We start from the raw sequence: 25,781 nt of genomic DNA on the forward strand, positions 1-25,781 counted from the left end.
ATCGGCCCGGCTTCCGGATGCAGCGTCACTTCGTCCAGACGAACACCGTGCGGGAATGCGAAGACGCATGTACGTCGACGTTGCGCCGCATGACTTGTCCGCGATACGTGGCCGCAACGGTATAGCGTCCGTCTGGTATCGATATGAGCAGGAACGGCCCGGCAGTTACCGTCGAGAGGACAGTCTTGCCACGCGCATCGGTTATTCGGACGGGGATATCTGCCAGATACTCGTTCCCGTTGCTCGTGTGTCCGGCAAACTCGAGCACGAGCGAATATTTGTCCATCTCCCGTTTGATTGCAGCCGATTGATCGCTGCCGATTCCGCCAGACAGGTAGGTGACCGCGCCCGAATGTTCGGGTAGCGGCAGTGACGCCTGCTCGGCGGACAACGCGCTTTGGGTGAAGATGGCAATCGTCGCTGTCGCGACTCCAATCGCCATTCTGGACGAGTACTTCATGATTAACTCCTCAGGTGTGCTCCATGTCGACGCGCCTGTATCGAAGCGAGTTCAGCGTACGTCCATCGTGACGAACATTCGCATACCGGTCCGATCGACAAGGAGGTCTACGTTGTGAGCAGGGCGTGCGATCGTTTTATATAATTTAGCAGTACTTGTCACTGGCATGTTGTCCATTTTCAAGATGATGTCGTCTGACTCAATCCCGACAAATACTGCCGGTCCGCTGCTTTGCTCGACACGTACGCCGCAGTGGATTCTGGCTGTCCGCGCCTCGTCGCGAGTAAGATTGCGTGCGCCCAGTCCATACGCGCTGGGAGACAAGTTGTTGGTGCCCATCGCCGACGAGACCAGCGTCGCGTGGCGTATGGAGAGATCTCGCCAGTAGGCAAGATCGATCGCGGTGCCGTGGCTCAAATTGGCTACTGTCGTTGGAAAATGTGTTGAATCCGGAACGCCATTACCGTTGATACGAACGACAATGTCGCCAGCCCATATTCCAGCTTTTGCAGCGGGACTACCCGAGTCGACCGATGTGACGAGTGCGCCTTTCGGCCGCGTCAATTCGAACGATCTGGCAAGCGGGTCCGCCACCTCTTGCACCGCGACACCTAGCCCGCGATGGACTGCCTTGTCGTGCAACTTCAACTGGCGCTCGACTTTCATGGCTTCGCCGATCGGCATCGCAAACGCGAGGCCTAGGTACGGGTTGCCGTCGTCTGGAAGTGGCGTTTCGATACCGATGACGTCACCCTTGAAGCTCAAGAGCGAACTACCATCGACGCCAGTGTTCTCCATAAGATTCGTCTGAATCAATGGAACGTACAATTGATCGGGAAGCAGGCGGGAGGTATTGCTTGCGATACATCTGACGATCGAGTTCCCCAGTCCAAACGGGGAACCGATCGAGATGACCCACTCGCCGGCCTTTACTGAGGAAACCAATCCGATCCTGGCGATCGGCAACCCCTTCTCACGAATTCGGATCAGCGCGATGCCGCTTGCCCGATCGGTACCGATCAACTTTGCCCTGTATATTCGCTCGTCAGCCACGGTGACGGAGATTCTCGAGCCGCCTGCAATGTCCCCAGCATCGGTGAGGATGTCGCCGTCGGGTGAGACGATGAAACCGCTGGCGTGCCGATGCTCAGAGGTGATGCCGGGCGCACGAGGGAACGCCCTGACGAAGCGCAGGAACAGATTGTTTGCGACGCCTGGCGGTGGCCACAATTGCCGCACGCTCGATGTTTTGTCGATCGGAAACACGATAATGGCAGCGACTGCGGGGATGTCCAGCCGCGCTTTGTTCTCGAAGTCGGAAACGATGCCCGGGTAGGTCGGCATATCCGGCGTTGCGGGGAGAACGCCTTGCGAGGCCCGCATCGTCAGTGTCGGCGCCAGCAATTCCTTCGACATGCAACTCGACGACAAGGTCGCAATTGCCAGACTAGCGAGCTCGATACGCTTGAATTCGATGCTTGCCATGACTACGCTCCCGTCGCAAAGCGCTGAACGTGTTTCACGAAAAGATTGGTATGACATGTTTCATGCCGCGACTATTCCAACGTAGGTGGCCAGAATTAAATGATGCTTAAGAAGTCGAGGGCGGCCTGACCAGTTGTTCTAGGGCGAGATGAACTCGGAATCGATGCTAGGGGAGACTGCGTTTGGGCGCCGATCGAGGTGTAGGTTATGCGCTTCGCCGCGGAAGATAATCCGGGTATCAAGAACGTCGAAGACCAAACCGGCGCATCGGATTCGAATGCTAAGAATGGGACGTGGGCGAATAGCGGGGCACGCATGCTTGACGTTACAGAACCGGTAGGCCCGGTCGTTCGACCGTCCACGGGCTAGAGGGCCGCCAGCGTGCGGTTTGTATGGGTGTCGATCGCGCGGCTGCGACTACGCCGTCGGATTACCCCGGTCGAGGGGAGCTCCATCGTAGGCATCAGCCGATGTCCTCCGTTCGAACCTCATTTTGACTGGTACGCGTGGGCCAAGGCAGGATGCGCAGCAAGATGTTTTCTGTTCCGATCACTCGATGCGCCAGTGTACCCAGCACGTGGAAGCCGACCAACGCGGCAAGCCCGTAGGCCGTCAGTGCATGCAGTTCTCCCAGCCAATGCGACAGCACACGGTTTTTCGGAACCAGAGTCGGCAACGAAAAGAATCCGAAGCAGGTGGCCGTGTGTCCCGCGGCGTTCGTCTTCATCCAACCAAGCAGCGGGATGGCGAACATCAGCACATAGAGCAGGCTGTGGACTATACGTTCGGCGAGGCGGGCCGTCGTGCCGACCGGATTGACCGAAGGCGGCAGTTCGCGCCGCATGCGGACCCGATTCGCAAGACGAATCAGTACAAACCCGAGAACGACGATACCGATCGACTTGTGCAGGCCGACGAGGTCTTCGTTGTCGTCCAGCATTAGGCCGACGATCAAATTGCCGATCAGCGCGAAGGCCAGCAGCCAGTGCAGCAGGCTGATCGAGAGCGGGTAGCGGGTGACGATTTTCATGATGGTGCTGTTTTCCCGGGTCGGTTACCCGAGAAGGTCGTGATAGCGCTTTCTCGTGCCGTTGATCCGGCGTAGTGCCTGCTTGGCAGCTGCCAGATCGTTGGCCTGGATGGCCCGATCGACTTCGGTCAATTCGTCTCGCAATATGCGCATGCCCTCATCGTAAGTGGGTTGATCATCGCGATACGACTGGTGGCTGGCTTGCTGCGCGTCGCTTTCGAGCCGGGTCACGTATCCGCTTAGTTCGGGAATCGTCCGGCTGGACATCGCCCCCTGCATCGCGTGCTTCATATCTCTCATCAGGATCTTAATCTCGCCGGCGTGAACCGGCGGCGCAGCCAGCGCCAGCAGAACGCTGAACGTTGCGCATAAACGGAGTCGAAACGGAAGCCTGTTCATGGTGAGCGATTCGTTGTCGGGTGTCGGTGACCGCGACCTTATGGCGTCGACGTTAACGAATTCTTAAGGACTGGATTTTTCCGATACTCGCTTGATGCCTGCCCGTGCCTGCGGTTATCGTGCCGCAATGGACGCTATGTCTGGACAAACGGGAATGCGACACCATGCGGGTACTACTCGTGGAAGACGACAAGCTGATCGGCAGCGGAGTGGAAGACGGCCTGATCGAGGCCGGCATGACAGTCGACTGGGCGCATGACGGCAGGCATGCGCAGCTGGCGCTCGAAACCACGCCATATGATCTCGTCGTGCTCGACCTCGGCCTGCCCCGCTTGTCTGGAATCGAGCTGCTGGAGTGGGTTCGCAAGCGCCGTAACCATACCCCCGTAATGGTGATGACGGCGCGTGATACGGTGGCAGACCGCGTGAGCGGCTTGACTGCAGGCGCCGACGACTATCTTGGCAAGCCGTTCGATTTGACCGAGCTGATCGCGCGCTGCCGGGCGCTGGTGCGGCGCTCGCAGGGGCGCAGCACCGATACGATCGAGCATGGCGACATGTCGATCGATCCTGCTCTGCTGACGGTGACACGCGGAATCGAGCGCATCGTGCTGACTTCGCGCGAATGTGCTCTATTAGTCGAGTTGCTTGCGAATCAGGGCCGTCCACTCTCTCGCGCGCGTCTCCAGGACAGTCTCTACGGCTGGAACGAGGAAATAGAGAGCAACGCGATCGAAGTGCACGTTTCGAATCTGCGCAAGAAACTCGGTGCTGATCTGATCCGCACGATTCGTGGCGTCGGGTATGTAGTGGAGAAGGCATCGTGATGCGATCGATTCGGCAACGGCTTACCTTGCTGGTGCTGTCGGGGGTCGTCGCTGTCTGGGCATACTCGCTGGTTTCAAGCTATCGCCAGGCAATTCACGAAGCCGAGGAATGGGACGAAACACGCATCGAGCAAATCGCCCGGGCGTTTGCCGCGCTAGACGCGACCGATCTCCCGGTCTTTGCGGGAATCGTCATCGGTGCAGGCGAAGACGACGATGGCGACAACGACGCGTCCCCACGGATGCTGTACGAAGTGAGCGCAACAGACGGACGCATTCTGGCTGCCAGTCAGGGGTTGGACACACTCGATCTGCCGACGTTGCCTTCGGCAGCATCCTTCCCGATCCGGTCCGGAAATCCGAAATGGCACGCCTACGTGCTAACCGATGCTGCGCGCGGCCGGACTGTGCGCATCTTCGAACAACGTACGCACCGCTCGGATCTGTCCGCCGAGGTTGCACGTCGCGTTGCGCGGCCGCTCGCATTCGCGCTGCCCGTGATGGCCGTATTGATCTGGCTGGCGATCGGTCGCAGCCTGACGCCATTGCGAACGCTGTCCGAGGCGATCGTGGCACGTTCACCTGACAGGCTCGATGCCATTGGCACAAAGGGCATTCCGGACGAGGTGCGGCCGCTGGTCGCCGCGCTTAACACATTGTTGGAACGTCTGCGCGGCTCGCTCGATCGTGAGCGAGCATTTACGAGCGACGCAGCACATGAGCTCAAGACCCCGCTTGCAGCACTCAAGGTCCAGGCGCAGGTGGCGCTCACGGCGCGTGATCCGGAGCGCCAGAGGCGCGCAATGGAACGGGTTGTGGAGGGTGTCGACCGGAGCACCCATCTGGCGGACCAGTTGCTCGCACTGGCGCGACTAGACGAAACCATCCCGTTGCCCGGCGAGCCCGTTGATCTCGCACGCTTGGTGCAGACATGCGTGAATGACCATCAGGCGCGCGCGGATCGAAAACGGATGTCGCTGACGACACGCACTGACGAGGGCACTATCGTCCATGCGCCGCCGACGTTGGTTCGCGTCTTGCTCGACAATCTCGTCGATAACGCGATCAAGTATGGTCGGGAGCAAGGGAATGTTGAAATCGCGACGTGGCGAGATCCCGGCATGATTCGTATTGAGGTACGGGACGACGGCCCCGGTGTCTCGGACGGTAATCTGTCCAGACTGCACGACCGCTTCTTTCGCGGCGCGGATCATGACGAAAGCGGCAGCGGACTGGGGCTGTCAATCGTCGCACGCATCGTGACCAAACTCGGCGGGAGTTTCGCGTACGTCATCGGGTTGAACGGAACGGGGTTCGGCGTGCGTGTCGTCTTGCCTGTGTCGAACTGATGCGGTATCAACGGCATGACGATGGCTCTCTCCACCGAACAAGGCCGGCGATGCGTGGCATGGCCGAATGAAGCGCGCCGTCTCGATTGGAGATGTTCGGTATAGGGTGGGCAGATTCCAGTCTGTCGATCTCTTCCACGACATATAAATTGAGGGTCGAATCTGGTGCGTTCTCTTCGGGCTGGGGCAACCAGAGTAATGCGGCGGCAGTCCATTTGTTCGGCGGGAACCTTGTCGCGCGCCCTGTTTTGAGGTTGTACCCGAAGCAATGTGGCATCGATAAAGCCGGAGAATCCGTCTCGCGTCAGACCTTCCCAAAACTGTCACATTTCATCGATATCTTCCCGCGCTTACCACACTCAGAAGGAATGGAAATGAAACTGAAAGCGATCCCGGTTCTTATGCTGGCGATGCTGTCTTCGTCGCTTGTCCATGCGGTCGACATCACCGGCGCGGGTAGCACGTTCGCAGCGCCGATCTACGCCAAATGGGCGGACGCCTATCACAAGTCCGGCGGGGGCAAGATCAATTACCAGGGGATCGGTTCGTCGGGGGGCATCAAGCAGATTCAGGCGAAGACCGTCGATTTCGCAGGCTCGGACGCTCCACTGAAGGACGTCGAACTGACGAAGGACGGCCTGTTTCAGTTCCCGACGGTCGTCGGCGGAGTCGTGCCGGCGATCAACGTGCCTGGCATCAAGGCAGGCGAGATCACGCTGTCGGGGCCGGTTCTCGGCGACATCTACCTCGGCAAGATCAAGAAGTGGAACGATCCGGCCATCGTTGCACTGAACCCCAAGGTCAAGCTGCCTGACCTCGACATTGCCGTAGTCCGTCGTGCCGACGGCTCGGGTACGAGCTTCATCTGGACGAACTACCTGTCGAAGGTCAACCCCGAGTGGAAGAGCAAGGTCGGGGAGGGCACGACGGTGGCTTGGCCGACAGGTTCGGGTGGCAAGGGTAACGACGGCGTTGCGGCATTCGTGCAGCGCCTGCCGGGCACGATCGGCTACGTCGAATGGGCGTACGCAAAGCAAAATCACATGATTTACACTGCGATGAAGAACGAGTCGGGGGCGGTTGTCGAGCCGACGACCGAAACCTTCAAAGCCGCTGCTGCCGGTGCGGACTGGAAAAAGTCGTTCTATCAGATTCTGACTAATGAGCCTGGCAAGGATGCGTGGCCGGTGGTCGGTGCGACATTCGTGCTGTTGCACACGGTGCAGGACAAGCCTGAACAGGCGAAGGAAACGTTGAAGTTCTTCGAATGGTCATTCAAGAATGGCACTTCAGCTGCCGACAGCCTTGACTATATTTCGCTGCCGCAATCGGTGGTCAGCGAGATCGAGAATCAGTGGAAGGTCAGGGTTAAGGATGCGACCGGTAAGTCCGTCGCTCCGTGATCTCGATGTGCATCAGCCTGAAGCGCTATTGGGCGCTTCAGGTGCACTGATCCCGTATCGCGCGTCCGGGATTTCATGTAGTCGCGTTACGAAACGATTGCATTCGAGCGTGCCGGATTTGGCGCAAACACCCCAAGTGTTCTCGACGACGCGCACGAGCTGAACGAATATAGCGCTTTGATGGTCGTCTGCCGTGTCGGTGACCTCGATCTTCGGCGAGTAATCTTCACCTCGCCGGCCTTCATTGAGGCTGCAGCGCACACCGCGCCAGCAAACCCATACGTGATCGTAGCGTTCGCCTCTCCCTATGCGCCCATAGCTTGCGTACGGCCGACGGTTAGTGGTCACCACGAGTAAGCCGGCCGACTTTACAGGTGCGTTCAGGAGCACCATCGCGGCTGCATATGGCCACTGCCATCGTCACGAGTATGCTCAGGCGATCGCTGCGGTCACCAGCGTGAAGAGGGTCCGTGCAATATCTAGGGGTCAGCAAGCGTTGAAGTAGCCCGCTCGACGGCACGACTGGTCGTTGCGCAGTGCATTTGCGTCCGGGAACTGCCGCATAGATTGAATATGATGACGGATCCTTGGCGATCACCGAATCGTGACCGACCAGTTCCTGCGGCTGGCGAAGTGGATGCGGGAATCACCGGACTAATCACCGGCCAGCATCGTCAAAGCATGCATGTCAGAGTCAACGCGCCTCCCGTGGCAAAATCTACCCGCCTTGCTAACTTGGGGAAAACATCGTGCGCGTTCTCGTTATCGAAGACGACGCCAGCATCGCGGCCAATCTCTACGACTATCTGGAGAGTACTGGCTACGAAGTCGATATGGCCTTGAACGGCCCTGCCGGCCTGAAGCTAGCTGTGTCGCAGTCCTGGGATGCAATCCTTCTCGATCTTTCGTTGCCGGGGATCGATGGGCTGACGCTATGCCGCAAGCTCCGCGAAGAAAACCATCGCGATACGCCGGTGCTGATGCTGACGGCTCGGGACACGCTGGACGACAAGCTCGACGGCTTTGATCACGGCGCCGACGACTATCTCGTCAAGCCATTCTCGCTCAAGGAAGTCGGCGCGCGCCTCGGCGCGCTGGTCAAGCGCTACCGAGGGCAGGTTGCCGAGACCGCGCTGTGTTGCGCCGATGTCCGCCTCGATCTGAAGACACTGACAGTCGAGCGCGCCGGGCGGCCGGTGAAGATACCGCCCAAATGCCTGCATCTGCTGCGTCTGCTTATGCAGACGCCGGGCCGGGTGATAGGTCATGCGGAGCTCGAAGCCGAAGTATGGGGCGACGCGCTGCCGGACAGCGACACGCTGCGCACGCACGTCTACACGTTGCGTCGCGCGCTCACCGCGCAGGGTGAACGTGACCCGATCGAAACCGTTCATGGTCTCGGCTACCGGTTCGTGGCGGGCGACGATCGTGCGCTTTAGCCTTCGTGCGAAGGTCGCGCTCTTCTTCTCCGCGCTGACGATCGTACTGCTCATCGCGCAGGCTTTGGGCGTCAAGACGCTCGCCGAAGCGCAGGAGGAACGACTGATCACAGCGCTGATCAGCGACGATCTTGCCAGCGTGCTTCGTTCGTATCGCAGCGACCCTGCGCTGATGCCGCCGTTCGATGTCCGGCTGAAGGGCTATGTATCGGCGGCGGACCGCCCGCAACTCACGCTGCCGGACTCGGTGACTCAACTCCCCGACGGCACCCACGAAATCATCCTCGACGACCGAGAGATTCACGTCGCGATCGTCTCGTTCGGCGCGGGCCGCCTCTACCGCGTGTACGACTTCAGTGCTTACGAGCAGCGATTCCGGCAGGTGATCAACGCATTGATGGCCGGCACCGGCGTGTTCGCGCTGCTCACGATCTGGTGCGCGTTCTGGTTGTCGGGGCTGCTGGTGCGGCAGGTCGCGAGCCTGGCGCAGCAGGTCAAATCGCTGCGGCTCGGCGGCGCTGCGTCGCTGAACACCGGGAAGTACGACGAGGTCGAGGTGGGCGAGCTGGCTGAAGCGTTCAACGACTACTATCGGCGCATGGCCGAGATGGTCGAGCGCGAGAAGGAATTCGCCGGAAACGTCAGCCACGAACTGCGCACACCGCTGACCGTGATCAAGACCAGTTGCGAACTGATCGAGCACGATGCGTCCATCGGTGCGAAGTCGCGCGCCCGCCTGCGGCAGATCGAGCGCGCGGCGGACGGAATGAAGGATCTGGTCGACGCACTGCTGCTGCTTGCGCGCGAGCAACAGCCAGCCGACATTGCTGCCGTGAGCCTCGTCGGCGCGATCGAAGAAGCGGTCGATCCAGCCGCCGCGACGCTGTACGCCAAGGGCATCCATACCAGGATCGATATCGATCACGGCGTGCATGTCGAGGTCAGCCGCTCCGTGCTCAGGCTCGTGCTGTCGAATCTGATCGATAACGCCGTCCGCTATACGGATCGCGGCGAGATCGCGTTCTCGTTCGCGGACGGCTGGCTGCATATTGACGATACCGGCCACGGCATCCCGGCCGACGCGCTGCCGCGCGTGTTCGATCGCGGCTACCAGGCACGGACGGCCGCGCCGGGTTTCGGCATCGGCCTGTCGATCGTGAAGAAGATCTGCGACCGCCACGGATGGACGATTCGGATCGGCAGCGAACCAGGCCGGGGCACCCGCGTGTCGCTATGCCTGCCGGCCCCGAACCCGGTGCGCCCGGGGTCGACCTGACCCTTTGTTGACAAAAACTTCACAACCGGTTGCGTAGTATCCGGGCCGAAAGCCGACACCCGGTCGGCATGGACCCTGGATATCCTTATGCGCGGAGCGCTGCTTATCGTCTGTGCGTTGCTGGGCGGCTGTGCGACCTACCATCCCCAGCCGATCGCTCCGTTACTGATTGCCCGTCAATTCGAGAACCGTACGCTCGCGAGCGACGAACTGCATGCGTACCTCGCGCGCGAGCTTGGGCACGACTTAGCGCAGTGGCCGCTGCCGCACTGGAACCGCGAGACGCTCACGCTGGCGGCCTGGTACTACAGTCCGGCGCTGGATGTCGCGCGCGCACAGTGGGGAACCGCGAAGGCCGGAATCGATGTGGCCGGCGCGATTCCGAATCCGGTCCTTCAGTTGCCGTTCCAGTGGGCGACGCCGAATCCGGGGCCGGGTGCGCCGTTCACAACCGGGCCGGCACTCGATATCCCGATCGAGACCGCGGGCAAGCGCGGCTATCGGATCGATCAGGCGTCACACCTGTCGGAATCCGCTCGTCTTGCGATCGGCAACGAAGCGTGGAAAGTCGGCGCTCAGGTACGTGACGCGCTCCTGGCGCTTCATGCGGACCGCGAACGCAGCGCGCTGTTGTTGCGCAAGGTCGAGGCCGAACAGCAGATCGTCGCGATGGTGACGAAGCGACGCGCCGTCGGAGAAAGCGCGGGTCCCGACGTCGATGCGGCCGTCGCCGCGCAAACCCAGGCGCAGGTCGATCTGGCAGCCAGCCGAGCAGCCGAACGGGATGCGCACGCGCAACTGGCTGCGGCGATCGGCATACCGGCAGCCGCGCTCGAGCATGTCGCGTTCGATTTCGACGGATTCGACGGCGCTTCACCACCGCCACCCGCGACCGAGGCCCGGCGCGACGCGATCCTGCATCGTGCCGACCTGCTCGGTTCGCTCGCCGACTATGCCGCCGCCGAATCGGCGTTGCAGCTGGAGGTCGCGAAGCAATACCCTGACATTCATCTGGGCCCTGGATACACGTACGACACCGGCACGCACAAGATCGCGTTCGGCTTGGCCGGCATCACGCTACCGATCTTCGATCAGAATCAGGGCGGTATCGCCCAGGCGGAAGCGAAGCGCAAGGAAGCCGCGGCCCGCACCGTCGCGCTGCAGGACACGATCCTCGGCGATCTCGACCACGCGCTGACTCGCTATCGATCGAGCATCGATGCGTTGCAGCTGTCCGATGCGCACCGAATCGCCGCACGCAGGCAACTCGACAGTCAGGAGGCCGGATTCGCGGCCGGCGACGTCGATCGCCTGACGCTCACGCAGGCGAAGGCCGACTACCAGGCCAGCGAGATCGCTCGTCTGGATGCGACCGTCGCGGTTCGCCAGGCGGCCGGCGCGCTCGAGGACGCGATGCAGCGCCCGCTGATGCCGGACGCCGGTCGAACCCTCTCTCCGTTACAACAGGGTGCGCGATGAAACGCCGACTGTTCGTCCTCTCAGTCATTTCCATCGCGCTGGTCGCCGGTGCCGGGGGGTACATCTACCGGACGCTCGGTCCAGGAGCATCGCCACCGGTTGCCGCAGCACCCACGGCGCAGCCCACCGTGCAAACCGTGAACGGCGAAACGGTCGTCGTCGTACCGGCCGACGAGCAGCGCGCCGGCCGGATCGAGGTGACGACGCTCGCCGCGGCGGCCATGCGCTCCGGCCACACCGCCTATGCGACGGTCGTCGATCTGCAGCCGTTGTTCGATCTGCGCAACCGGCTGGCAACCGCCATCGCGGACCGCGATGCCGCACGTGAACTGGCGGCAACATCGCAAGCGCAATACGAGCGAAGCCGGACGCTTTTCGCGGACGATCGCAACATCTCTCAAAAGGCGCTGCAGGATGCGCAGGCGGCCGCCCAAACGGCTCGCGCGAAGCTGCAGTCCGCCGATGCGGCACAGCGCTCGCTGGCTGCGACGATGCGCCAGCAGTTCGGCGATGTGCTGACGAATGCCTCGATGGCGCCTCAATCAAGGCTGTTTCAGCAACTGCTCGCCGGGCAGACGGTTGTCGTGCGAGTGACGCTGCCGCCGGACGATGCGGATACCGCTCCCGAACGTATCGCGATCGATGGCCTGGACGGGCAGCCAGTGACGGCACAGAAGCTGTCGTCGTCGCCGCAGGGCGATCCGGCGGTACAGGGCAATCCGTGGCTCTATGCGGCCGCGCGTGCGTTACCGGTTGGTACCCGCACAAGCGCGCACGTGCCCGGCGCGAATCTGGCCGCGTCCGCAGTGGCGATCCCCGATCGGGCCGTCGTGTGGTACGGCGGCCAGCCCTGGGTCTATGTACGCACGGCACCCGATCGCTTCACGCGTCGCGCCGTGCCAGCCGAATCCGCCGGCGATCAGGGCTTCGACGTGACGACGGGTTTCCATGCCGGCGATGCCGTCGTGACGCAGGGTGCGCAGTTGCTGCTGTCGGAGGAGCAGAAGCCGCAGGGCATTGCAACGGCCTGCAAGGATCCGCCCGAATGCGACGACTGAATCCGAAGGTCGGTTCGCCTGTCATCCATCCGATAACTGCCCATGCTTAACGCGATTATCAGGTTCTCGCTGCGCTTTCGCGGCATCGTGTATGCGCTCGCCGTGCTCGCGGCCGGCTACGGCCTCTATTCACTGACGCGCGCAAAGCTCGATGTGTTCCCGGAATTTGCGCCACCGATGAGCATCGTCCAGACCGAAGCACCGGGCCTGACCAGTGAACAGGTTGAGACGCTCGTGACGCAACCGGTCGAGAACGCGCTCGGCGGCATGGTCGGGCTGCAATCGATGCGTTCGAAATCGATGCAGGGCCTGTCCGCGATCACGCTCGTATTCGACGCTCGCGCGAACGTGATGCAGGTCCGACAACTGGTCTCCGAGCAGGTGAACGCGCTCGCCGCGACTTTGCCTGCCGGCGTGCAGCCGCCGCGACTGCTGCCGCTCACGACCACGACCTGCGTAGTGCGGACCATCGGACTGACGTCGAAAACCCGCTCGCTGATGGATCTGTACGACGTCGCGCAATGGACGGTCAAACCGCAGTTGCTCAGCGTCCCTGGTGTGGCGGACGCGATCGTGTTCGGCGGCGAGACGCGCCAGTTGCAGATCCAGGTCGATCCGGCGAAGCTGATGCGCTACGGCCTGTCGATCCAGGACGTGATCGCCGCGGCACGGTTGTCGACCGGCGTGCGCGGCGCCGGCTTCATCGAGAACGCGAACCAGCGCATCGCCGTCAACGCGGACGGCCAGATCACGACACCCGCGAAACTGGCTGGTGTCGTGCTGCGCTGGAGCAACGGTGCTGCCGTACGCCTCGGTGACGTTGCCACCGTGACCTGGGGCAGTGCTCCGTCCGTCGGCGCGGCGTCGATCATGGGCCAGCCCGGGGTGATGCTGGTGCTCGAAAGCCAGTACGGCACCAACACGCGGACGGTGACGAAAGCGATCGAGCAGTCGCTTGCCGCACTGAAGCCGGAACTCGAACGGCAAGGATTCGACCTGAATGCCGACGTGTTCCGGCCCGCCAGCTTCATCGACGCGTCGATCGGTCACCTGCGGACCTCGCTGCTGGTCGGTGCGGTGCTGGTCATCGCGGTGCTGTTCCTGTTCCTGCTCAATGCGAGGACGGCCATCATCTCGGCGGTCGCGATTCCTCTCTCGCTGCTGATCGCGATCGTCGTGCTGACGGCGTTCGGTGTGAGCCTCAATACGATGACGCTCGGCGGTCTCGCGATCGCGCTCGGCGAGGTGGTCGACGATGCGATCATCGACGTCGAGAACATCTACCGGCGGCTGCGCCAGAACCGCAACCTGCCCGCGCCGCTGCCGGCCTATCGCGTGGTGCTGCGCGCGTCGCTCGAAGTGCGTAGCGCGGTCGTGTTCGCCACCTTCATCGTGATGCTGATCTTCCTGCCGGTCCTGTCGCTGTCGGGTGTAGCCGGCAAGCTGTTCGCGCCGCTCGGCATCGCGTACATCCTCGCGGTGCTCGCTTCGCTCGGCGTCGCGCTCACGCTCACGCCTGCGATGGCGCTTGCACTGCTGGCACGCGGGCCGCTCCCCGCGCATGAACCCCGTTTGCTGACGTGGCTGAAGGCGCGCTACACCGCGGTGCTGCGGAAGGTCGAGCAGCGCGTCGGAACCGTGATGGCGGTCGTCGCGCTGCTGTGCGTCTCGGCGCTCGCCGCGCTGCCGTTCCTGCGCGGCAACTTCATTCCGGAGCTGCGCGAAGGACACTACATCGTGCACATGGGCCTCGCGCCCGGCACGTCGCTCGCCGAATCGATGCGCGTCGGCAAGCAGGTTTCGCAGGCACTGATGCGCGTACCCGGCGTGCAACTGGTGGCGCAGCGCGCGGGCCGCGCGAACGAGGTCGTCGATCCGGTCGGGGTACAGCTCAGCGAGTTCGAGGTCGACCTCAAGCCGATGGGCGCGTCCGGCCAGAACTCGACCTTGCATCGCATTCAGGACGCGCTGTCGCGCTTCCCCGGCCTGTCCACGTCGGTCAACACGTTCCTGGTCGAGCGCATCGACGAAACCATTTCGGGGGTGACGGCGCCCGTGGTCGTCAACGTGTTCGGCGACAACCTCGATGTAATCGACCGCACGGCACAGAGCATCGCCCGGCTGCTGGGAACGATTTACGGCGTGGCAAGCGTGAATGTCGAATCGCCGCCCGGCATTCCCGAACTCGAGGTCAGGCTCAAGCCGGAGCAGTTGAGCCGCTGGGGCTATAGGCCCGTGGAAGTGCTTGATGCGATCCAGAGCGCGTACCAGGGCGCCACGGTGGCACAAACCTATGAGGGCGGTCGGACCTATGACGTGTCGGTTGTTCTCGCGCCTGGCATTCGCAGGAATCTCGATGATGTCGGCGCATTGATGCTGCACAACCCAGATGGCCTCGCCGTCCCGCTGCGTGAGCTGGCGGCGATCAGCCAGGTGTCCGGCCGCTACCAGATCACCCATGATGGCGGCCGGCGCATGCAAGCAGTCGCCGTGACGCTCGGCAGCCGTGCAGTGAGCGATTTCGTGCGCGAAGCCCAGGCCCGCGTGAATCGCGAGATCGTGATGCCAACGGGCACGTATGCGGTGTTCTCCGGGGAAAGCGAAGCGCGCGCGCAATCGCAGCGCGACCTGCTCGCCTATGGCGGGATGTCGATCGTCGGCATCGCGCTGCTGCTGTTCCTCGCAATGAAAAGCCGACGCGGGGTGCTGCTTGTGATGGTGAACTTGCCGTTCGCCCTGGTCGGCGGGGTGCTGAGCGTGGTGCTGACCGGCGGCGACCTGTCGCTTGGTGGCATGGTCGGCTTCGTGACGCTGTTCGGCATATCATTGCGCAACTCGATCATGCTGATCAGCCACTACGAGCATCTGGTACACGTCGACGAGATCCCCTGGAATGCCGACACGGCCGTGCGCGGCGCCTCCGAACGACTGATTCCTATCATGATGACCGCGCTTGTAACGGGGCTGGCATTGTTGCCGCTCGCGCTGACCAGCGGTGCGGCGGGCAACGAAATCGAGGGGCCGATGGCGATTGTTATCCTTGGCGGTCTGATTACCTCGACCGCGCTGAACCTGATCGTGCTGCCCACGCTGGCGTTGCGCTACGGCCGCTTCGAGCGTGACACGCTGGCAGAATCACTGGCTGCGTCGTCGAACGGGTAAGCGATGTGCATCCGTGAACTTCACATCTGACCGGAACCAAATATGCACGGCTGGCTCGTCAGCATTCGGGCTCATCCAGGTCTCGCCCTCGCTACGGTCTTCGGCGTGGCGTGCGCGGAATCGCTCGCCGTCGTAGGCACCGTCGTTCCCGCAGGCGTCGTGATGTTTGCTGCGGGCGCGTTGATCGGGGCTGGCGTGCTGGATGGGTGGGTCACGCTGGGTGTCGCCGCGCTCGGTGCCGTGGCAGGTGACGGGATCAGCTATGAATTCGGTCGCCGGTATGCTGGCGAGTTGCGCACGTGGTGGGCAGAGAAGGGACATGAGGCGGCCTGGGCTCGCGGCGAGCAGTTCGTGGCAAAACACGGTGGGAAAAGCATCGTCATGGCCCGCTTCTTCGCGCCCGTGCGCGCAATCGTCCCGCTGGTGGTCGGCGCGGCGCGGATGCCTCGACACAAGTTCTATCCGATCAACGTCGCCTCCGCGCTGGCCTGGTCGCCCGCTCACATCGGCCCGGGGATCGTGTTCGGCGCGTCGGCACAGCTCGCCGAGGCGGTCAGCGGGCGTCTCGCCGCGATGCTGCTTCTGCTGGCTGCGCTGCTCTGGCTGATCGTCCGATTGACGCGCGTTGCCATTCGGCGCGGCATGCCGTTCGCCCGAGTCAGCGCACAGCAGGCGATGGCACGTCTGGAGCGTCGGCATCCGCGCGTGGCGAGCCGCCTGTCGGGTGTCATCGGACCCGAGCGCCTGGAATCGCCAACTTTGGTGGTTCTGGCGTTGCTCTTTCTTGGCAGCGTGTGGCTGTTTCTGGGCATCCTGCAGGATGTGGTTGCGCACGATCCGCTGATGCGGGCCGACACAGTGATCTACAGCTTCCTGCAGACGCTGCGCACGGCACCAGTTGATAAGCTGATGGCCAGTGTCGTCGAACTGAGCTCCTGGAGTACGGGGCTGGCGATTGCCGCCGTCGTACTTGTCTGGCTGATGGTGCGACGGTGCTGGCGGACCGCCGGCTACTGGACACTCACAGTCGCCATCGCCGGTGCCTTGAATCCCGTGCTCGAGCCGTCGGACTATGTGCGACCGTTCGCCTGGCAGGTGGACGTGATGCATGCTCCGTTACCAAGCGGCAATGCCACATTCAACATTCTCGTCTACGGGTTTCTCGGCTGGCTACTGGTCCACCGTCGAGCGCCTCTCTGGCGAACTGCCGTCATCACGCTCATCGCAGCCTGGGTCGCGCTAACTGGATGGGCTCGCCTGTATCTGGGGGAGAACTGGCTGGCGGACGTGCTGGGCGGTTGGAGCCTGGGTCTCGCGTGGTTCGCGATCGTGGCCGGCGTCTACACTTATCGGCAGGTGCACGACGAGGTGCAACCGGGACTACTGGCCTGCCTCGTGACGGCAGTGCTGACAATTTTTGGGCCGTGGACCAACCCCGGGCATCTGCAGGCCGAGCTCGACCGGTACCGGCCGGCGAATCACGAAACCAGGGTGACGCTGAAGCAATGGATCAACGGCGGCTGGCGCGAACTTCCGGCCCGCCGCACCGAGCTGAGCGGCGATCGTGAAGAAGCGCTGCCGTTGCAGTGGGTCGACGCTTCCGATGCGATTACACATCGCCTCGAAGCAGCAGGTTGGCGGGTGGCCCCGACATGGTCCGCGAAGTCCACGCTGCTGTGGCTGTTGCCCATGACATCCGTGGCACTGTTGCCGGCGCTACCGAAGCTGTCGGACGGACGCAGCGCTGACCTGACATTTGTGAAATTCGATCCGGACCAACCGATGGACCGTACGGTGCTTCGGCTCTGGCAGTCCGGTTACCGAATGGCGGACAGAGGGACGGCCGGCGAACCGCGTGGCGTCCCGGTCTGGTACGGCGCGCTGTATCACGAAGCCTTCCGGCAGCCGTGGTACCTGCTCACACTAAGTACCACCGATTGGCCAGATGCCGCCGCCATTTCCCACCTGCTACCTGCGGGCACACCGCCGTTGAGCCTCCCGGCGATAGACAACAGCGGGGGGCGGCACGCGGTACTGGTCTTGCCGGCCATCCCCGAAATACCATCCGAAACGCAGACGCAAAAATGATCAACATGCGATACACCGTCCGTCCGGGCGGGATGGCGGACGCCACTCAATCCAGAAAGCTGGCCAATCAACGACTGGGGGGTAATTCGTGCGCTGGTCGCCGCCCTGATCGCTGGGTCAACGGGCGTGGCGGCAAGCGCCGCGCGAGTGACCGTCACCGCCAGCTCCGACGTGCAGCCCTCCATGAATGCCGGATCGGTCATAAAGGATTCTTATGGCTTCATCAAGTCTGGATGAAAACGCATTACGCGTCGCCGCAGACCAGGACCGGAATGCAGTACTCAGCGGACATGACGCGCTTCGGGTTGGATTGTGCCGGTACCCAAGGTGCTATCACCGCGGGCAAAGTCCTCGATGCACTGGATAAAGTGACCTGGCAGTCCGACGAACCGGCAGGTGAGATTCAGCTGACTCCCGAGCCGCGCAATATCGACACCGCCACGTGGACGATGTGCACCGCCGGAAGCGGTGTCTGGAGAAGCAAATAGTGCCGTGCAGCGTTCGTCTTCACGTCAGCGAATGACGACGTGTTGCACCCGTTTCCCTCTATTCCTACTGCCTATGCCCCCTGACACCTCCGCCATCGAGAAAACTGTCATTCCCCGCGCGGTCTGGTTGCTCGGCTTTGTGAGCCTGTTCATGGACTTGTCGTCGGAACTGGTCCATGCGCTGCTGCCGGTGTATCTGGTCACGACGATGGGCATGAGCGTTGCCGCACTCGGCGTCCTCGAAGGTGCGGCCGAAGCGACCGCGATGATCGTCAAGGTGTTCTCGGGCGCCATCAGTGACTGGCTCGGGTGCCGCAAAGGACTGCTGCTTCTCGGATATGGGCTGTCCGCGTTGACGAAACCGTTGTTTCCGCTCGCCGGGACACCCGCTGTCGTCGTGACTGCCCGAGTGCTCGACCGTGTGGGCAAGGGAATCCGGGGCGCGCCGCGCGATGCGCTGGTGGCCGACGTGGCGCCTCCGGAAATCCGCGGTGCGTGCTTCGGCTTGCGCCAGTCGATGGATACGATCGGTGCGTTCCTCGGCCCGACGCTCGCGATCGCGCTGATGCTTTGGTTGGCGGACCACATCCAGACTGTCCTGTGGTTCGCCGTGGTGCCAGCCTTTATCGCGATCGGTCTGATCGCATTCGGTATTCGCGAGCCCAACCGAACACCGGTCCAGCGGACGTTTCGTTCCCCGTTGCACTGGCGCGCGCTGCGTGTGTTTCCCGCGCGCTACTGGTTTGTCCTCACCATTGGCGCGACTTTCACGCTCGCGCGCTTCAGCGAGGCGTTCCTCGTGCTGCGCGCGCAGCAAACTGGACTGGATGTAGCGTGGATTCCCGGCGTATTGGTCGTGATGAGCTTCGCGTATTCGCTGTCGGCCTATCCGGTCGGGATTCTTTCTGACCGGCTTGATCGCCGACCGCTGCTGGCGGCCGGCATGGTGCTGCTGATTGCCGCTGATCTGCTGCTCGGCATCGGCAGGTCGATCTCGTCGATGTTCCTCGGCGTCGGCGTGTGGGGCCTGCATATGGGATTCACTCAGGGCATTCTCGCCGCGATGGTGTCCGAAACATCTCCCGCCACACTGCGCGGCACTGCGTTCGGCGTGTTTAACCTGGCCTGTGGTGTGTGCATGCTGCTCGCCAGCGCAATTGCCGGCGGTCTGTGGGGGCGTTTCGGCGCATCGACCACCTTTTTAGCCAGTGCCGCCCTTGTCATGGTGCCGCTGTGCTTGTGCTGGTTTGCGCCGCCGGCGGTTTCACGAACTTGATAGATGTCCATAGACACCTCCATCGCCATGAACACACTCGAAGCATTTAACCAGTCGCTTTTCCTGATAATCAACGCCACGCCGGCAACACCGCGGTGGTTGATCGAGTCGGCCATACTGATTGCTGCCGATTTGATTTATCTAATACCTATTCTCTTAACCGCCATTTGGCTGTGCGGTAACGAAGTACAGCGCAATCTCGCGATACATGCGTGTGCAGTCGCGATAGTGGGGCTGGGCGCGAACCAGCTGATCGGCCTGGTGTGGCAACATCCGAGACCGTTTATGATTGGTCTCGGCTATACGCCAATTCGGCACGCTTCAGATTCTTCATTTCCGAGCGATCACGCGACCGTGTTCGCGGCAATCGCGCTAACACTGCTGGCTGGTGGTGCACGGCGATGGGGTGGAGTGATACTGGTATGCGGTTGCGCTGTCGCCTGGGCGCGAGTTTTTCTAGGAGTCCATTTCCCTCTCGACATGTTTGGTGCGCTGATGGTCTCCTGGGTAGCCAAAACGGTGACAACTCCAATATGGGATGTCGTAGGTGAACCTCTGACGTTGGCAACGGTTTGCATCTACCGGCGGCTTCTGGCGCGTCCAATCGCCTTGGGTTGGCTACGCCGCTAGTGCGGTGACGGTCCAAAAAGAGCCAAGCGACACACGTCAATCCGAGTGTTAGAACAGACAGCATCTGCTTGGACAGCGGCGAATCGGGGCAGGATTTTGTGCATTCAATCTGGCTGAGGGGAAGGGAAACAAACCTGAACACTGAGCCCTCGAGTATCCGTCCGGTTCGCCATCCTCATTTCGGCATGATGGTGTTCTGCAATCCGTTGAACGATCGAGAGCCCCAATCCCGTCCCGGATGAGACTTGTCCGGCACCGCGATAAAACCGCTCCCAAACCCGTGTCAGTTCGACGTCCGGGATACCTGGACCCGTATCTTGAACCTCTAGCATCGGATGAGCGCCCTCGCTGCGAACGACGACGTCGACGCATGCACCTGCGCCGGCATATCGGATCGCGTTGTCGACCAGATTGCTGATTAAAATGCGCAATTCTTCGTGGTTTCCGCAGACGATCACTGCGTGTGCTGCGACCAGCCCCAAGTCAACACGATGCGCTTCCGCCACGCGCTCTCGGTCACTCACGACCGAAAGTGCGATCGACGCGATGTCCAACTTTTCGAAGGGGGCCACCAATGCTTCCGGCGCAAGACGTGCGAGCGTCAACAACTGCTCCGCAAGGTGAGCCAGTCTCGATGTTCCGGTGAGAATCTGCGCGACGATTGCATCGCGTTCGTGTGAACTTTGAGCATGAGGTAAGAGCTCCGCTTGAATGCCAAGCCCCATAATCGGTGTACGCAACTCGTGGGCTGCGTCCGCGATAAAGTGCTTCTGCGTGGCAAAGGACAGGTCAAGCCGAGACAGCAGATCGTTGATCGAATCGACCAATGGCCGGACCTCGTTAGGCAAGGTCGCGGTATCGATCGACTGCATATTGTCGGCGTCGCGTTGTTTGAGCGTTGATGCAATCTCCCTAAGTGGTCTCAATCCGTAACCGACGCCGAACCACAAGAAAAGCGCTAGAACGGGTAGTAACGACAGAACCGGCCAGAGAAGGTGCATGGCGATCTCGGCAATGGCCTCCCAACGTGCGCGCTGCACCTGAGCGACACGAATCAGGGTGTCACCGCTCCGATACACATAGGTATGCCATAGCTGCCCTTGACCGGCGACGTCCGCGAGTCCGGGGCCTCGAGGCGGGGGAAGCGACGAGTCGGGGTCAGTGCTGAAAAGAACACCCGATCCACGCCAGATTTCAAGCAATACGCCGTGCGATTGCTGGCCCGACAGGCTGGCGTCGTCACTTTGCCTGACACCCGTCAGTGACAGGCGGCCGTTGGCATCGACGATCACGTGCCGGGCTACCGCCTTCAACTGATCGCTGAGAAGCTCGTCGATTTCGGTCAACGCGCCCCAGTACGTGGCTGCGCTCGCGATCACGCCGATTAACAGTGTCGTGGGCACGAGCCAGAGCAGAAGTCTACGCCTGAGCGATTTCATCCTGGCACTCCGATCCGGTAGCCGATGCCCCGTACGGTCACGATGATGTCCGTACCGAGCTTCTGGCGCAAATGATGAATGTGAACCTGGACCGTGTTGCTCTCGACTTCCTCGTTCCATCCGTACAGGCATTCCTCGAGATGCTCTCGAGTAACGATCCCCTTTGGACGGCGGATAAGTTCCTCCAGGATGGCAAACTCCCTTGCCGTAAGCGGCACTTCTTCGGCTCGGAGCCAGACGCGGTGTTGCGCCGGATCGAGCCGTAGTGTGCCGGACTGGAACACAGTTTGCGCACTTCCAGTTTGCCTGCGGGAAACGACGCGGATTCGCGCGAGCAGTTCTTCCAGCGCGAAAGGCTTGACAAGGTAGTCATCCGCACCGGCATCCAGGCCAGCCACGCGATCGCCAATGGTGTCGCGGGCCGTGACGATGATAACCGGGGTCGGGTCGTTGCGTTGGCGCAACCTGGCGAGGACAGATGAACCGTCCTCTCCGGGGAGTCCGAGATCGAGCAGGATCAGACCGTACTGTGTCGAGCGCAATGCGGTCGACGCGGCCTCGCCGTCCCGTACCCAGTCGACAGCGAATCCAGAATGCCGTAGCCCGCGCAGCAAGCCATTGCCAATCAGCGCATCGTCCTCTACCAGCAAAATACGCATGCCGGCTCCGTTTCGGTTGATCGCGATGACGTTATCGCGGCATTGCCCTCTAGCAGTGCATACGAAGGCGAATGGACCTGTGGTACGGAGCTGATCGCCGCCTGTTGGGCAAGGCTCTCGGTAAGTTCACTCGAAATGGTCGCTGCTGCGGCCTGGATCAGAGCGGTATACCGGTTGTCCTTTCTCGATGGATAGTAGCCGGCGTCTTCGAACTGGATCAGTTGATTGTGCACCCGCAACCGGGTGAGCGGCATGCCCGGCGTCTGAGAAATCGCAAGTACCGGCACGAACATCGTCGCTGCCAGAACCGTATACCGCACTGCTGAACCCATCGCCGTAGCCTCCTGACAGTCGCGGTTCGACGCCCGCTTCGAAAGATCATGATGAAGCATGCTTAAGGAATGGTTAACGGGTGCAGTACCGGACGGACGCCAATCGTGGCTGTATGTCACCACGCATCCGGATTGCGATCGAGATGGTGACGTGGACGTGCAAGCTCAGCCACTCTTTCGCTCAAGCCCAGGGGCGAGTGTCCTAAGCTTTCCCTAAGTTTGCCCAGCTACGCTGGTTGCATGTGTCGTTCGGCTCCCTTTGCGACGGAGCCGATACAGTTCGATCCCGGGCAGCGAGCAGGAATGCGAAGGGAATTGATGTGATGTCCGCATTCCCGACGTCAAACGAAGCAACTCCGTGCCGTCGAACCGACAGAGAACAACTCGAATTTCATCACGATGTGAAGGACAGGAGCCGCGACCGCGGAATAAATCGATGAAACCGCCTATCAATGCCTTGCTGGCTTTAGTACTTGCTATGGTTCCCGCTTTTGCTTCCGCGAAGGTTCAGGGTACCGGTATCGCGATCGCGGATGTCACGCTCGAACGCATAAGGGTCGAACGTGAAGATCGTGCGATCGATGACGCTCGACACGCGGCGGAGCGACCGATGTCGACGACATCGCGGGAGGGGAAGGGTGCGCAAGTGCGTGACGCCGGGAAGGCATTGCAGCGCTAATGCAACAGCTGCGGCTTACCTGGCCGACCGATCGGGACGGCATTTCGCACTTTGGTGGATGCGCATACCCTAGAGGGTTCAAATTCTCCGCCTCCCGCGCTGCAGGGCAAACCGGACAACAGGATCTCCGGAGTGGCTGGCCGAACCATTCCGGCGCGTAGCGCACTTGACCCGAAGCTCCTGAAGCGGTGCGATCGGGCTGCCAGGAATCCGGAATCAGTGATGCCGGTACAACTGGCTCTGGTCATTCTTCCACACATGCTGTCCTGACGCGGCCTGGTTAGCAGACTCGCTTCCGACACCGCTGCCGGTTCGTTCAAGCGAAATGCGCCGCTCGGCGGCCTGAATCGAGTCAGGGTAGTTCGGATCCTTGCGCGACGGAAAATAGCCGGCTTTTTCGACCTGAACCAGTTGCGCACGCACCTGAGCGCGGGTAAGCGATGCATTGCCGGATTGGGCGAATGACGTCACCGGAGAAAGCACGGCCAGCGACAGAGCGAGCAGCTTGAGTTTCACGTTCATGATCGGTCTCTCTATAAAGTTACGCGTTTCCGGTGCGAAAGCAAGTGACTCGCATCCGGCACCTCAAGATTCGCATTCCAAACTTAAGATGCGGTTAACTTGATATCGAAAAAAACGACATATCCGATTGAGACTTCGTTCATGAAATATAACGCCGATCGGATTTCATGAATCTCGTGCTCTTTGCGAGCACTCGCCGGATAGGCTGAATTTCACGGCGGAATCCGGCATAGCTAAGGTAAGGCTAAGTATCTCGACGTACCCTTAGGCTTGCGCAATTTCCTGCGCTTCCTCGGAGACGAAACATGTATCGCTATACCCGACTTTCTGTTCTTGCCGTTTTGGTCGCAGCGGGTGTCGCCGCAGCTTATGCTGCGAACGGCAATGGGGAAAACGACGCAATGTCGATCGTGCACGCACCCGTAACGCTCGCACAGGCAGTGACTGCCGCTGAACAGCACGTGCACGGCAAAGCTGCGCGGGCAGAGTATGAAAACTCAAAGCAAGGCTGGGTGTACGACGTCGAGGTGGTCGGCGACGGCAAGGCATACGACGTTCGTGTCGACGCGAACAAGGGAACCGTCCTCGCTTCCACCGTCGACATTGCCGATCGCGACGACCACGACGCGCTCGACTGAGGCAGCGCCGTGCATCGCTGAAGCATCAATGCGATGCACGGGATTCGTTGCTCGGCCGGCGTATCGTTAACGCGCGCTTAAGGTGGGAAACGAGAAAATTTTCATGTGCGGCGCTACGCGGCGCTGTCGATTGCATTTCGCTTTCAAGTCTTCATACCTTGGCATCAACAATGGTTGAATACACTCTGTCGATCCGTTGGAAGTCGGTATCGTTGTGCGTTGCGTTGTGCGGCTTCATCACCGGTTGCACGACCTATCAGGCAAAGCCGCTTTCTCAAGTATCGACCGCGCTGTCTCAGCACGATCTGGCTCGCTTCGAGATCGATCCCGGGAAAATGCCGTTACCCGAGCTCACGGCGCATCGCTTCGATCCGTCCGGCGGCTTCGACATCGAGGATGTTGCGATGCTAGCTGTTGCAAACAACCCGGATCTGAAGCTTGCGCGCGACGACCTAGGTATTGCGCAGGCTCAGGCTTTCGCCGCCGGGCTTCTGCCCGATCCACAGCTGTCTGTATCGAGCGATTTTCCGGGAGCAGCGGGACTCGAGCGCGCGTTCAACTACGGGTTGAGCATGGATCTGATGGCGATCGTATCGCGAAGCGCCAACAAGCAGTCCGCGACCGCGACCGTGCGCAAGACAGACCTTGGGTTGTTGTGGCAGGAGTGGCAAGTCGTCGCTCAAGCCAAGCAGCTTTATACAAAGACTCGTTATGAAGACGCCGTACTGCCGCTGCTGAAGCAGGCGCTCAATCTTGACCAGACGCGCTACACCCGGCTCGAGCATGCCCGGCAGTCCGGGAACACGACCGATGACGTCGTGAGTGTCGCATTGACGACATACAGTGACGCGCGCAAGCAATATGACGACATGGTTCGTGCCCGCGCGCAGACGCATCATGACCTCAACCTGCTGCTGGGGATTGCACCCGACGTCGAGCTGAAGCTCGTCGGTTCGAGCAGGACGAAACCGCTGGCGAGCGCGTCGCTCGAAGCCGCATTGGCAGCGTTGCCTAAGCGACGCCCTGACTTGATTGCGCTGCAGGCAGGCTACGAAGCGCAGGAGCAGAAATACCGCGCCGCGATCCTCAACCAGTTTCCGAGCCTGACTGTCGGATTCGATCGCGCACGTGACACGTCCGGCATCTATACGACCGGCTTCCAGATCGCATTGAGCCTGCCGATCTTCAACCGCAACCGCGGCAATATCGCGATTGAACAGGCGACTCGTCAGCGTCTCGGCGACGAATATCAGGTCCGGCTGAATGCTGCGTACGCAGACATTGCACATGTGCGCAACGATTCACGCCTCGCGACCGAGCAGCTCGCGCAGGACGAGGCAGCACTGCCGGCGCTCGTGCAAGCAGCCGGGCACGCACGGAACGCGTTCGCGGCACACGATATCGCGATGGGGCAGTACGTCGATGCGCAGCTCGCCGCGCTGACAAGGCAGATTGATGCGGAAACCCAACGCGATGCGCTTGCCGAACAGCGTATCGGTCTGCAAGCGCTACTCGGCAGTGCGATCCCGGACGCATTCTCCACCGACTCCACTCAGCGTTGATCTCATGTCACCCGCTCCTGATTTTCCCTTCTCCCGCCGTCTAGCCACCGTGTCCGTCGCACTTGCCGTGCTCGTGCCGTGTGCGAGCCCCGTGCGGGCCG

The 25,781-nt window shown here is 61.5% G+C and carries 23 protein-coding genes; 15 read left to right on the forward strand and 8 right to left on the reverse strand.

Annotated elements, in window-relative coordinates; genetic code table 11:
- Positions 1-25: 25 nt before the first annotated feature.
- From HWX08_RS31055 to HWX08_RS31070, 4 genes are all read right to left on the reverse strand, one after another.
- A complete protein-coding gene (locus HWX08_RS31055; protein ID WP_230205781.1) occupies positions 26-460 on the reverse strand; it encodes a carboxypeptidase regulatory-like domain-containing protein in 435 nt (144 codons plus the stop codon).
- Between the two features lie 51 nt (positions 461-511).
- Positions 512-1,945, reverse strand: coding sequence for a PDZ domain-containing protein (locus HWX08_RS31060; protein WP_171984199.1), 1,434 nt, complete (start codon positions 1,943-1,945; stop codon positions 512-514).
- 463 nt (positions 1,946-2,408) lie between these two features.
- Positions 2,409-2,975 (reverse strand): cytochrome b, encoded by a 567-nt coding sequence (locus tag HWX08_RS31065; protein WP_058904104.1) that lies wholly within the window; start codon positions 2,973-2,975, stop codon positions 2,409-2,411.
- A gap of 24 nt (positions 2,976-2,999) precedes the next feature.
- Positions 3,000-3,374 carry a cytochrome b562 gene (locus HWX08_RS31070; RefSeq protein WP_058904105.1) on the reverse strand — a complete coding sequence of 125 codons (375 nt, stop codon included), beginning with the start codon at positions 3,372-3,374 and terminating at the stop codon, positions 3,000-3,002.
- Between the two features lie 164 nt (positions 3,375-3,538).
- Here HWX08_RS31070 and HWX08_RS31075 point away from each other — a divergent pair, with 164 nt between their 5' ends.
- The 12 genes from HWX08_RS31075 (at position 3,539) to HWX08_RS31130 (ending at position 19,849) form a co-directional block, all read left to right on the forward strand.
- The gene (locus HWX08_RS31075; RefSeq protein ID WP_077021563.1) at positions 3,539-4,201 is read left to right on the forward strand and encodes a response regulator; all 663 of its coding nucleotides are present in this window, start codon (positions 3,539-3,541) and stop codon (positions 4,199-4,201) included.
- On the forward strand, positions 4,201-5,550 hold the full coding sequence (locus HWX08_RS31080; protein WP_058904106.1) for an ATP-binding protein: 1,350 nt from the start codon (positions 4,201-4,203) through the stop codon (positions 5,548-5,550). Before HWX08_RS31075 ends, HWX08_RS31080 begins: the two co-directional genes overlap by 1 nt.
- A gap of 374 nt (positions 5,551-5,924) precedes the next feature.
- A complete protein-coding gene (gene pstS / locus HWX08_RS31085; protein WP_077021564.1) occupies positions 5,925-6,953 on the forward strand; it encodes a phosphate ABC transporter substrate-binding protein PstS in 1,029 nt (342 codons plus the stop codon).
- A 749-nt stretch (positions 6,954-7,702) separates the two neighbouring features.
- A complete protein-coding gene (locus tag HWX08_RS31090; protein ID WP_058904108.1) occupies positions 7,703-8,392 on the forward strand; it encodes a response regulator transcription factor in 690 nt (229 codons plus the stop codon).
- Complete coding sequence (locus HWX08_RS31095) at positions 8,346-9,668, forward strand: sensor histidine kinase (protein WP_058904109.1); 1,323 nt, start codon at positions 8,346-8,348, stop codon at positions 9,666-9,668. Before HWX08_RS31090 ends, HWX08_RS31095 begins: the two co-directional genes overlap by 47 nt.
- An 87-nt stretch (positions 9,669-9,755) precedes the next feature.
- A complete protein-coding gene (locus HWX08_RS31100) occupies positions 9,756-11,147 on the forward strand; it encodes a TolC family protein (protein ID WP_058904110.1) in 1,392 nt (463 codons plus the stop codon).
- Positions 11,144-12,205 (forward strand): efflux RND transporter periplasmic adaptor subunit, encoded by a 1,062-nt coding sequence (locus tag HWX08_RS31105; protein WP_058904111.1) that lies wholly within the window; start codon positions 11,144-11,146, stop codon positions 12,203-12,205. Before HWX08_RS31100 ends, HWX08_RS31105 begins: the two co-directional genes overlap by 4 nt.
- A 42-nt stretch (positions 12,206-12,247) precedes the next feature.
- Positions 12,248-15,367, forward strand: coding sequence for an efflux RND transporter permease subunit (locus tag HWX08_RS31110; RefSeq protein WP_077057233.1), 3,120 nt, complete (start codon positions 12,248-12,250; stop codon positions 15,365-15,367).
- 42 nt (positions 15,368-15,409) lie between these two features.
- Positions 15,410-17,455, forward strand: a complete 2,046-nt coding sequence (locus HWX08_RS31115; RefSeq protein WP_058904113.1) for a bifunctional DedA family/phosphatase PAP2 family protein — start codon at positions 15,410-15,412, stop codon at positions 17,453-17,455.
- Positions 17,452-17,943, forward strand: a complete 492-nt coding sequence (locus HWX08_RS31120) for a hypothetical protein (RefSeq protein WP_143272459.1) — start codon at positions 17,452-17,454, stop codon at positions 17,941-17,943. Before HWX08_RS31115 ends, HWX08_RS31120 begins: the two co-directional genes overlap by 4 nt.
- A gap of 73 nt (positions 17,944-18,016) precedes the next feature.
- Positions 18,017-19,219 (forward strand): MFS transporter, encoded by a 1,203-nt coding sequence (locus HWX08_RS31125; protein ID WP_058904115.1) that lies wholly within the window; start codon positions 18,017-18,019, stop codon positions 19,217-19,219.
- Between the two features lie 27 nt (positions 19,220-19,246).
- Positions 19,247-19,849, forward strand: a complete 603-nt coding sequence (locus tag HWX08_RS31130) for a phosphatase PAP2 family protein (protein WP_077021580.1) — start codon at positions 19,247-19,249, stop codon at positions 19,847-19,849.
- A 104-nt stretch (positions 19,850-19,953) separates the two neighbouring features.
- Here HWX08_RS31130 and HWX08_RS31135 read toward each other — a convergent pair whose 3' ends face one another.
- From HWX08_RS31135 to HWX08_RS31145, 3 genes are read right to left on the reverse strand one after another with little or no spacing between them, the layout of a single operon-like run.
- Positions 19,954-21,288, reverse strand: a complete 1,335-nt coding sequence (locus HWX08_RS31135; protein ID WP_058904116.1) for an ATP-binding protein — start codon at positions 21,286-21,288, stop codon at positions 19,954-19,956.
- Positions 21,285-21,947 carry a response regulator gene (locus HWX08_RS31140; RefSeq protein ID WP_058904117.1) on the reverse strand — a complete coding sequence of 221 codons (663 nt, stop codon included), beginning with the start codon at positions 21,945-21,947 and terminating at the stop codon, positions 21,285-21,287. Before HWX08_RS31140 ends, HWX08_RS31135 begins: the two co-directional genes overlap by 4 nt.
- Positions 21,929-22,279, reverse strand: a complete 351-nt coding sequence (locus HWX08_RS31145) for a DUF4148 domain-containing protein (RefSeq protein ID WP_143272460.1) — start codon at positions 22,277-22,279, stop codon at positions 21,929-21,931. The genes HWX08_RS31140 and HWX08_RS31145 overlap by 19 nt, the downstream gene beginning before the upstream one ends.
- A 436-nt stretch (positions 22,280-22,715) precedes the next feature.
- Between HWX08_RS31145 and HWX08_RS31150 the strand changes: the two genes are divergently transcribed.
- Positions 22,716-22,958, forward strand: a complete 243-nt coding sequence (locus HWX08_RS31150; protein ID WP_077175829.1) for a hypothetical protein — start codon at positions 22,716-22,718, stop codon at positions 22,956-22,958.
- A gap of 216 nt (positions 22,959-23,174) precedes the next feature.
- On the opposite strand, the gene HWX08_RS31155 is transcribed toward HWX08_RS31150, so the two are convergent.
- Positions 23,175-23,480 carry a DUF4148 domain-containing protein gene (locus HWX08_RS31155; RefSeq protein WP_077021566.1) on the reverse strand — a complete coding sequence of 102 codons (306 nt, stop codon included), beginning with the start codon at positions 23,478-23,480 and terminating at the stop codon, positions 23,175-23,177.
- Between the two features lie 305 nt (positions 23,481-23,785).
- On the opposite strand from HWX08_RS31155, the gene HWX08_RS31160 reads away from it, so the two are divergent.
- Positions 23,786-24,118, forward strand: a complete 333-nt coding sequence (locus tag HWX08_RS31160; RefSeq protein WP_058904118.1) for a PepSY domain-containing protein — start codon at positions 23,786-23,788, stop codon at positions 24,116-24,118.
- Positions 24,119-24,288: 170 nt separating this feature from the next.
- The gene (locus HWX08_RS31165) at positions 24,289-25,680 is read left to right on the forward strand and encodes a TolC family protein (protein WP_058904119.1); all 1,392 of its coding nucleotides are present in this window, start codon (positions 24,289-24,291) and stop codon (positions 25,678-25,680) included.
- Positions 25,681-25,781: the final 101 nt, after the last annotated feature.

The sequence above is a fragment of the Burkholderia metallica genome (genome assembly GCF_902832845.1).
Lineage (GTDB): Bacteria > Pseudomonadota > Gammaproteobacteria > Burkholderiales > Burkholderiaceae > Burkholderia > Burkholderia metallica.

What these genes read in the sequence shown, in the direction of transcription:
- HWX08_RS31055 (WP_230205781.1), bottom strand. Translation starts at nt 460, where the DNA reads ATGAAGTACTCGTCCAGAATGGCGATTGGAGTCGCGACAGCGACGATT.
- HWX08_RS31060 (WP_171984199.1), bottom strand. Translation starts at nt 1,945, where the DNA reads ATGGCAAGCATCGAATTCAAGCGTATCGAGCTCGCTAGTCTGGCAATT.
- HWX08_RS31065 (WP_058904104.1), bottom strand. Translation starts at nt 2,975, where the DNA reads ATGAAAATCGTCACCCGCTACCCGCTCTCGATCAGCCTGCTGCACTGG.
- HWX08_RS31070 (WP_058904105.1), bottom strand. Translation starts at nt 3,374, where the DNA reads ATGAACAGGCTTCCGTTTCGACTCCGTTTATGCGCAACGTTCAGCGTT.
- HWX08_RS31075 (WP_077021563.1), top strand. Translation starts at nt 3,539, where the DNA reads ATGCGGGTACTACTCGTGGAAGACGACAAGCTGATCGGCAGCGGAGTG.
- HWX08_RS31080 (WP_058904106.1), top strand. Translation starts at nt 4,201, where the DNA reads ATGCGATCGATTCGGCAACGGCTTACCTTGCTGGTGCTGTCGGGGGTC.
- pstS (WP_077021564.1), top strand. Translation starts at nt 5,925, where the DNA reads ATGAAACTGAAAGCGATCCCGGTTCTTATGCTGGCGATGCTGTCTTCG.
- HWX08_RS31095 (WP_058904109.1), top strand. Translation starts at nt 8,346, where the DNA reads ATGGTCTCGGCTACCGGTTCGTGGCGGGCGACGATCGTGCGCTTTAGC.
- HWX08_RS31100 (WP_058904110.1), top strand. Translation starts at nt 9,756, where the DNA reads ATGCGCGGAGCGCTGCTTATCGTCTGTGCGTTGCTGGGCGGCTGTGCG.
- HWX08_RS31105 (WP_058904111.1), top strand. Translation starts at nt 11,144, where the DNA reads ATGAAACGCCGACTGTTCGTCCTCTCAGTCATTTCCATCGCGCTGGTC.
- HWX08_RS31110 (WP_077057233.1), top strand. Translation starts at nt 12,248, where the DNA reads ATGCTTAACGCGATTATCAGGTTCTCGCTGCGCTTTCGCGGCATCGTG.
- HWX08_RS31115 (WP_058904113.1), top strand. Translation starts at nt 15,410, where the DNA reads ATGCACGGCTGGCTCGTCAGCATTCGGGCTCATCCAGGTCTCGCCCTC.
- HWX08_RS31120 (WP_143272459.1), top strand. Translation starts at nt 17,452, where the DNA reads ATGATCAACATGCGATACACCGTCCGTCCGGGCGGGATGGCGGACGCC.
- HWX08_RS31125 (WP_058904115.1), top strand. Translation starts at nt 18,017, where the DNA reads ATGCCCCCTGACACCTCCGCCATCGAGAAAACTGTCATTCCCCGCGCG.
- HWX08_RS31130 (WP_077021580.1), top strand. Translation starts at nt 19,247, where the DNA reads ATGAACACACTCGAAGCATTTAACCAGTCGCTTTTCCTGATAATCAAC.
- HWX08_RS31135 (WP_058904116.1), bottom strand. Translation starts at nt 21,288, where the DNA reads ATGAAATCGCTCAGGCGTAGACTTCTGCTCTGGCTCGTGCCCACGACA.
- HWX08_RS31140 (WP_058904117.1), bottom strand. Translation starts at nt 21,947, where the DNA reads ATGCGTATTTTGCTGGTAGAGGACGATGCGCTGATTGGCAATGGCTTG.
- HWX08_RS31145 (WP_143272460.1), bottom strand. Translation starts at nt 22,279, where the DNA reads ATGGGTTCAGCAGTGCGGTATACGGTTCTGGCAGCGACGATGTTCGTG.
- HWX08_RS31150 (WP_077175829.1), top strand. Translation starts at nt 22,716, where the DNA reads ATGAAACCGCCTATCAATGCCTTGCTGGCTTTAGTACTTGCTATGGTT.
- HWX08_RS31155 (WP_077021566.1), bottom strand. Translation starts at nt 23,480, where the DNA reads ATGAACGTGAAACTCAAGCTGCTCGCTCTGTCGCTGGCCGTGCTTTCT.
- HWX08_RS31160 (WP_058904118.1), top strand. Translation starts at nt 23,786, where the DNA reads ATGTATCGCTATACCCGACTTTCTGTTCTTGCCGTTTTGGTCGCAGCG.
- HWX08_RS31165 (WP_058904119.1), top strand. Translation starts at nt 24,289, where the DNA reads ATGGTTGAATACACTCTGTCGATCCGTTGGAAGTCGGTATCGTTGTGC.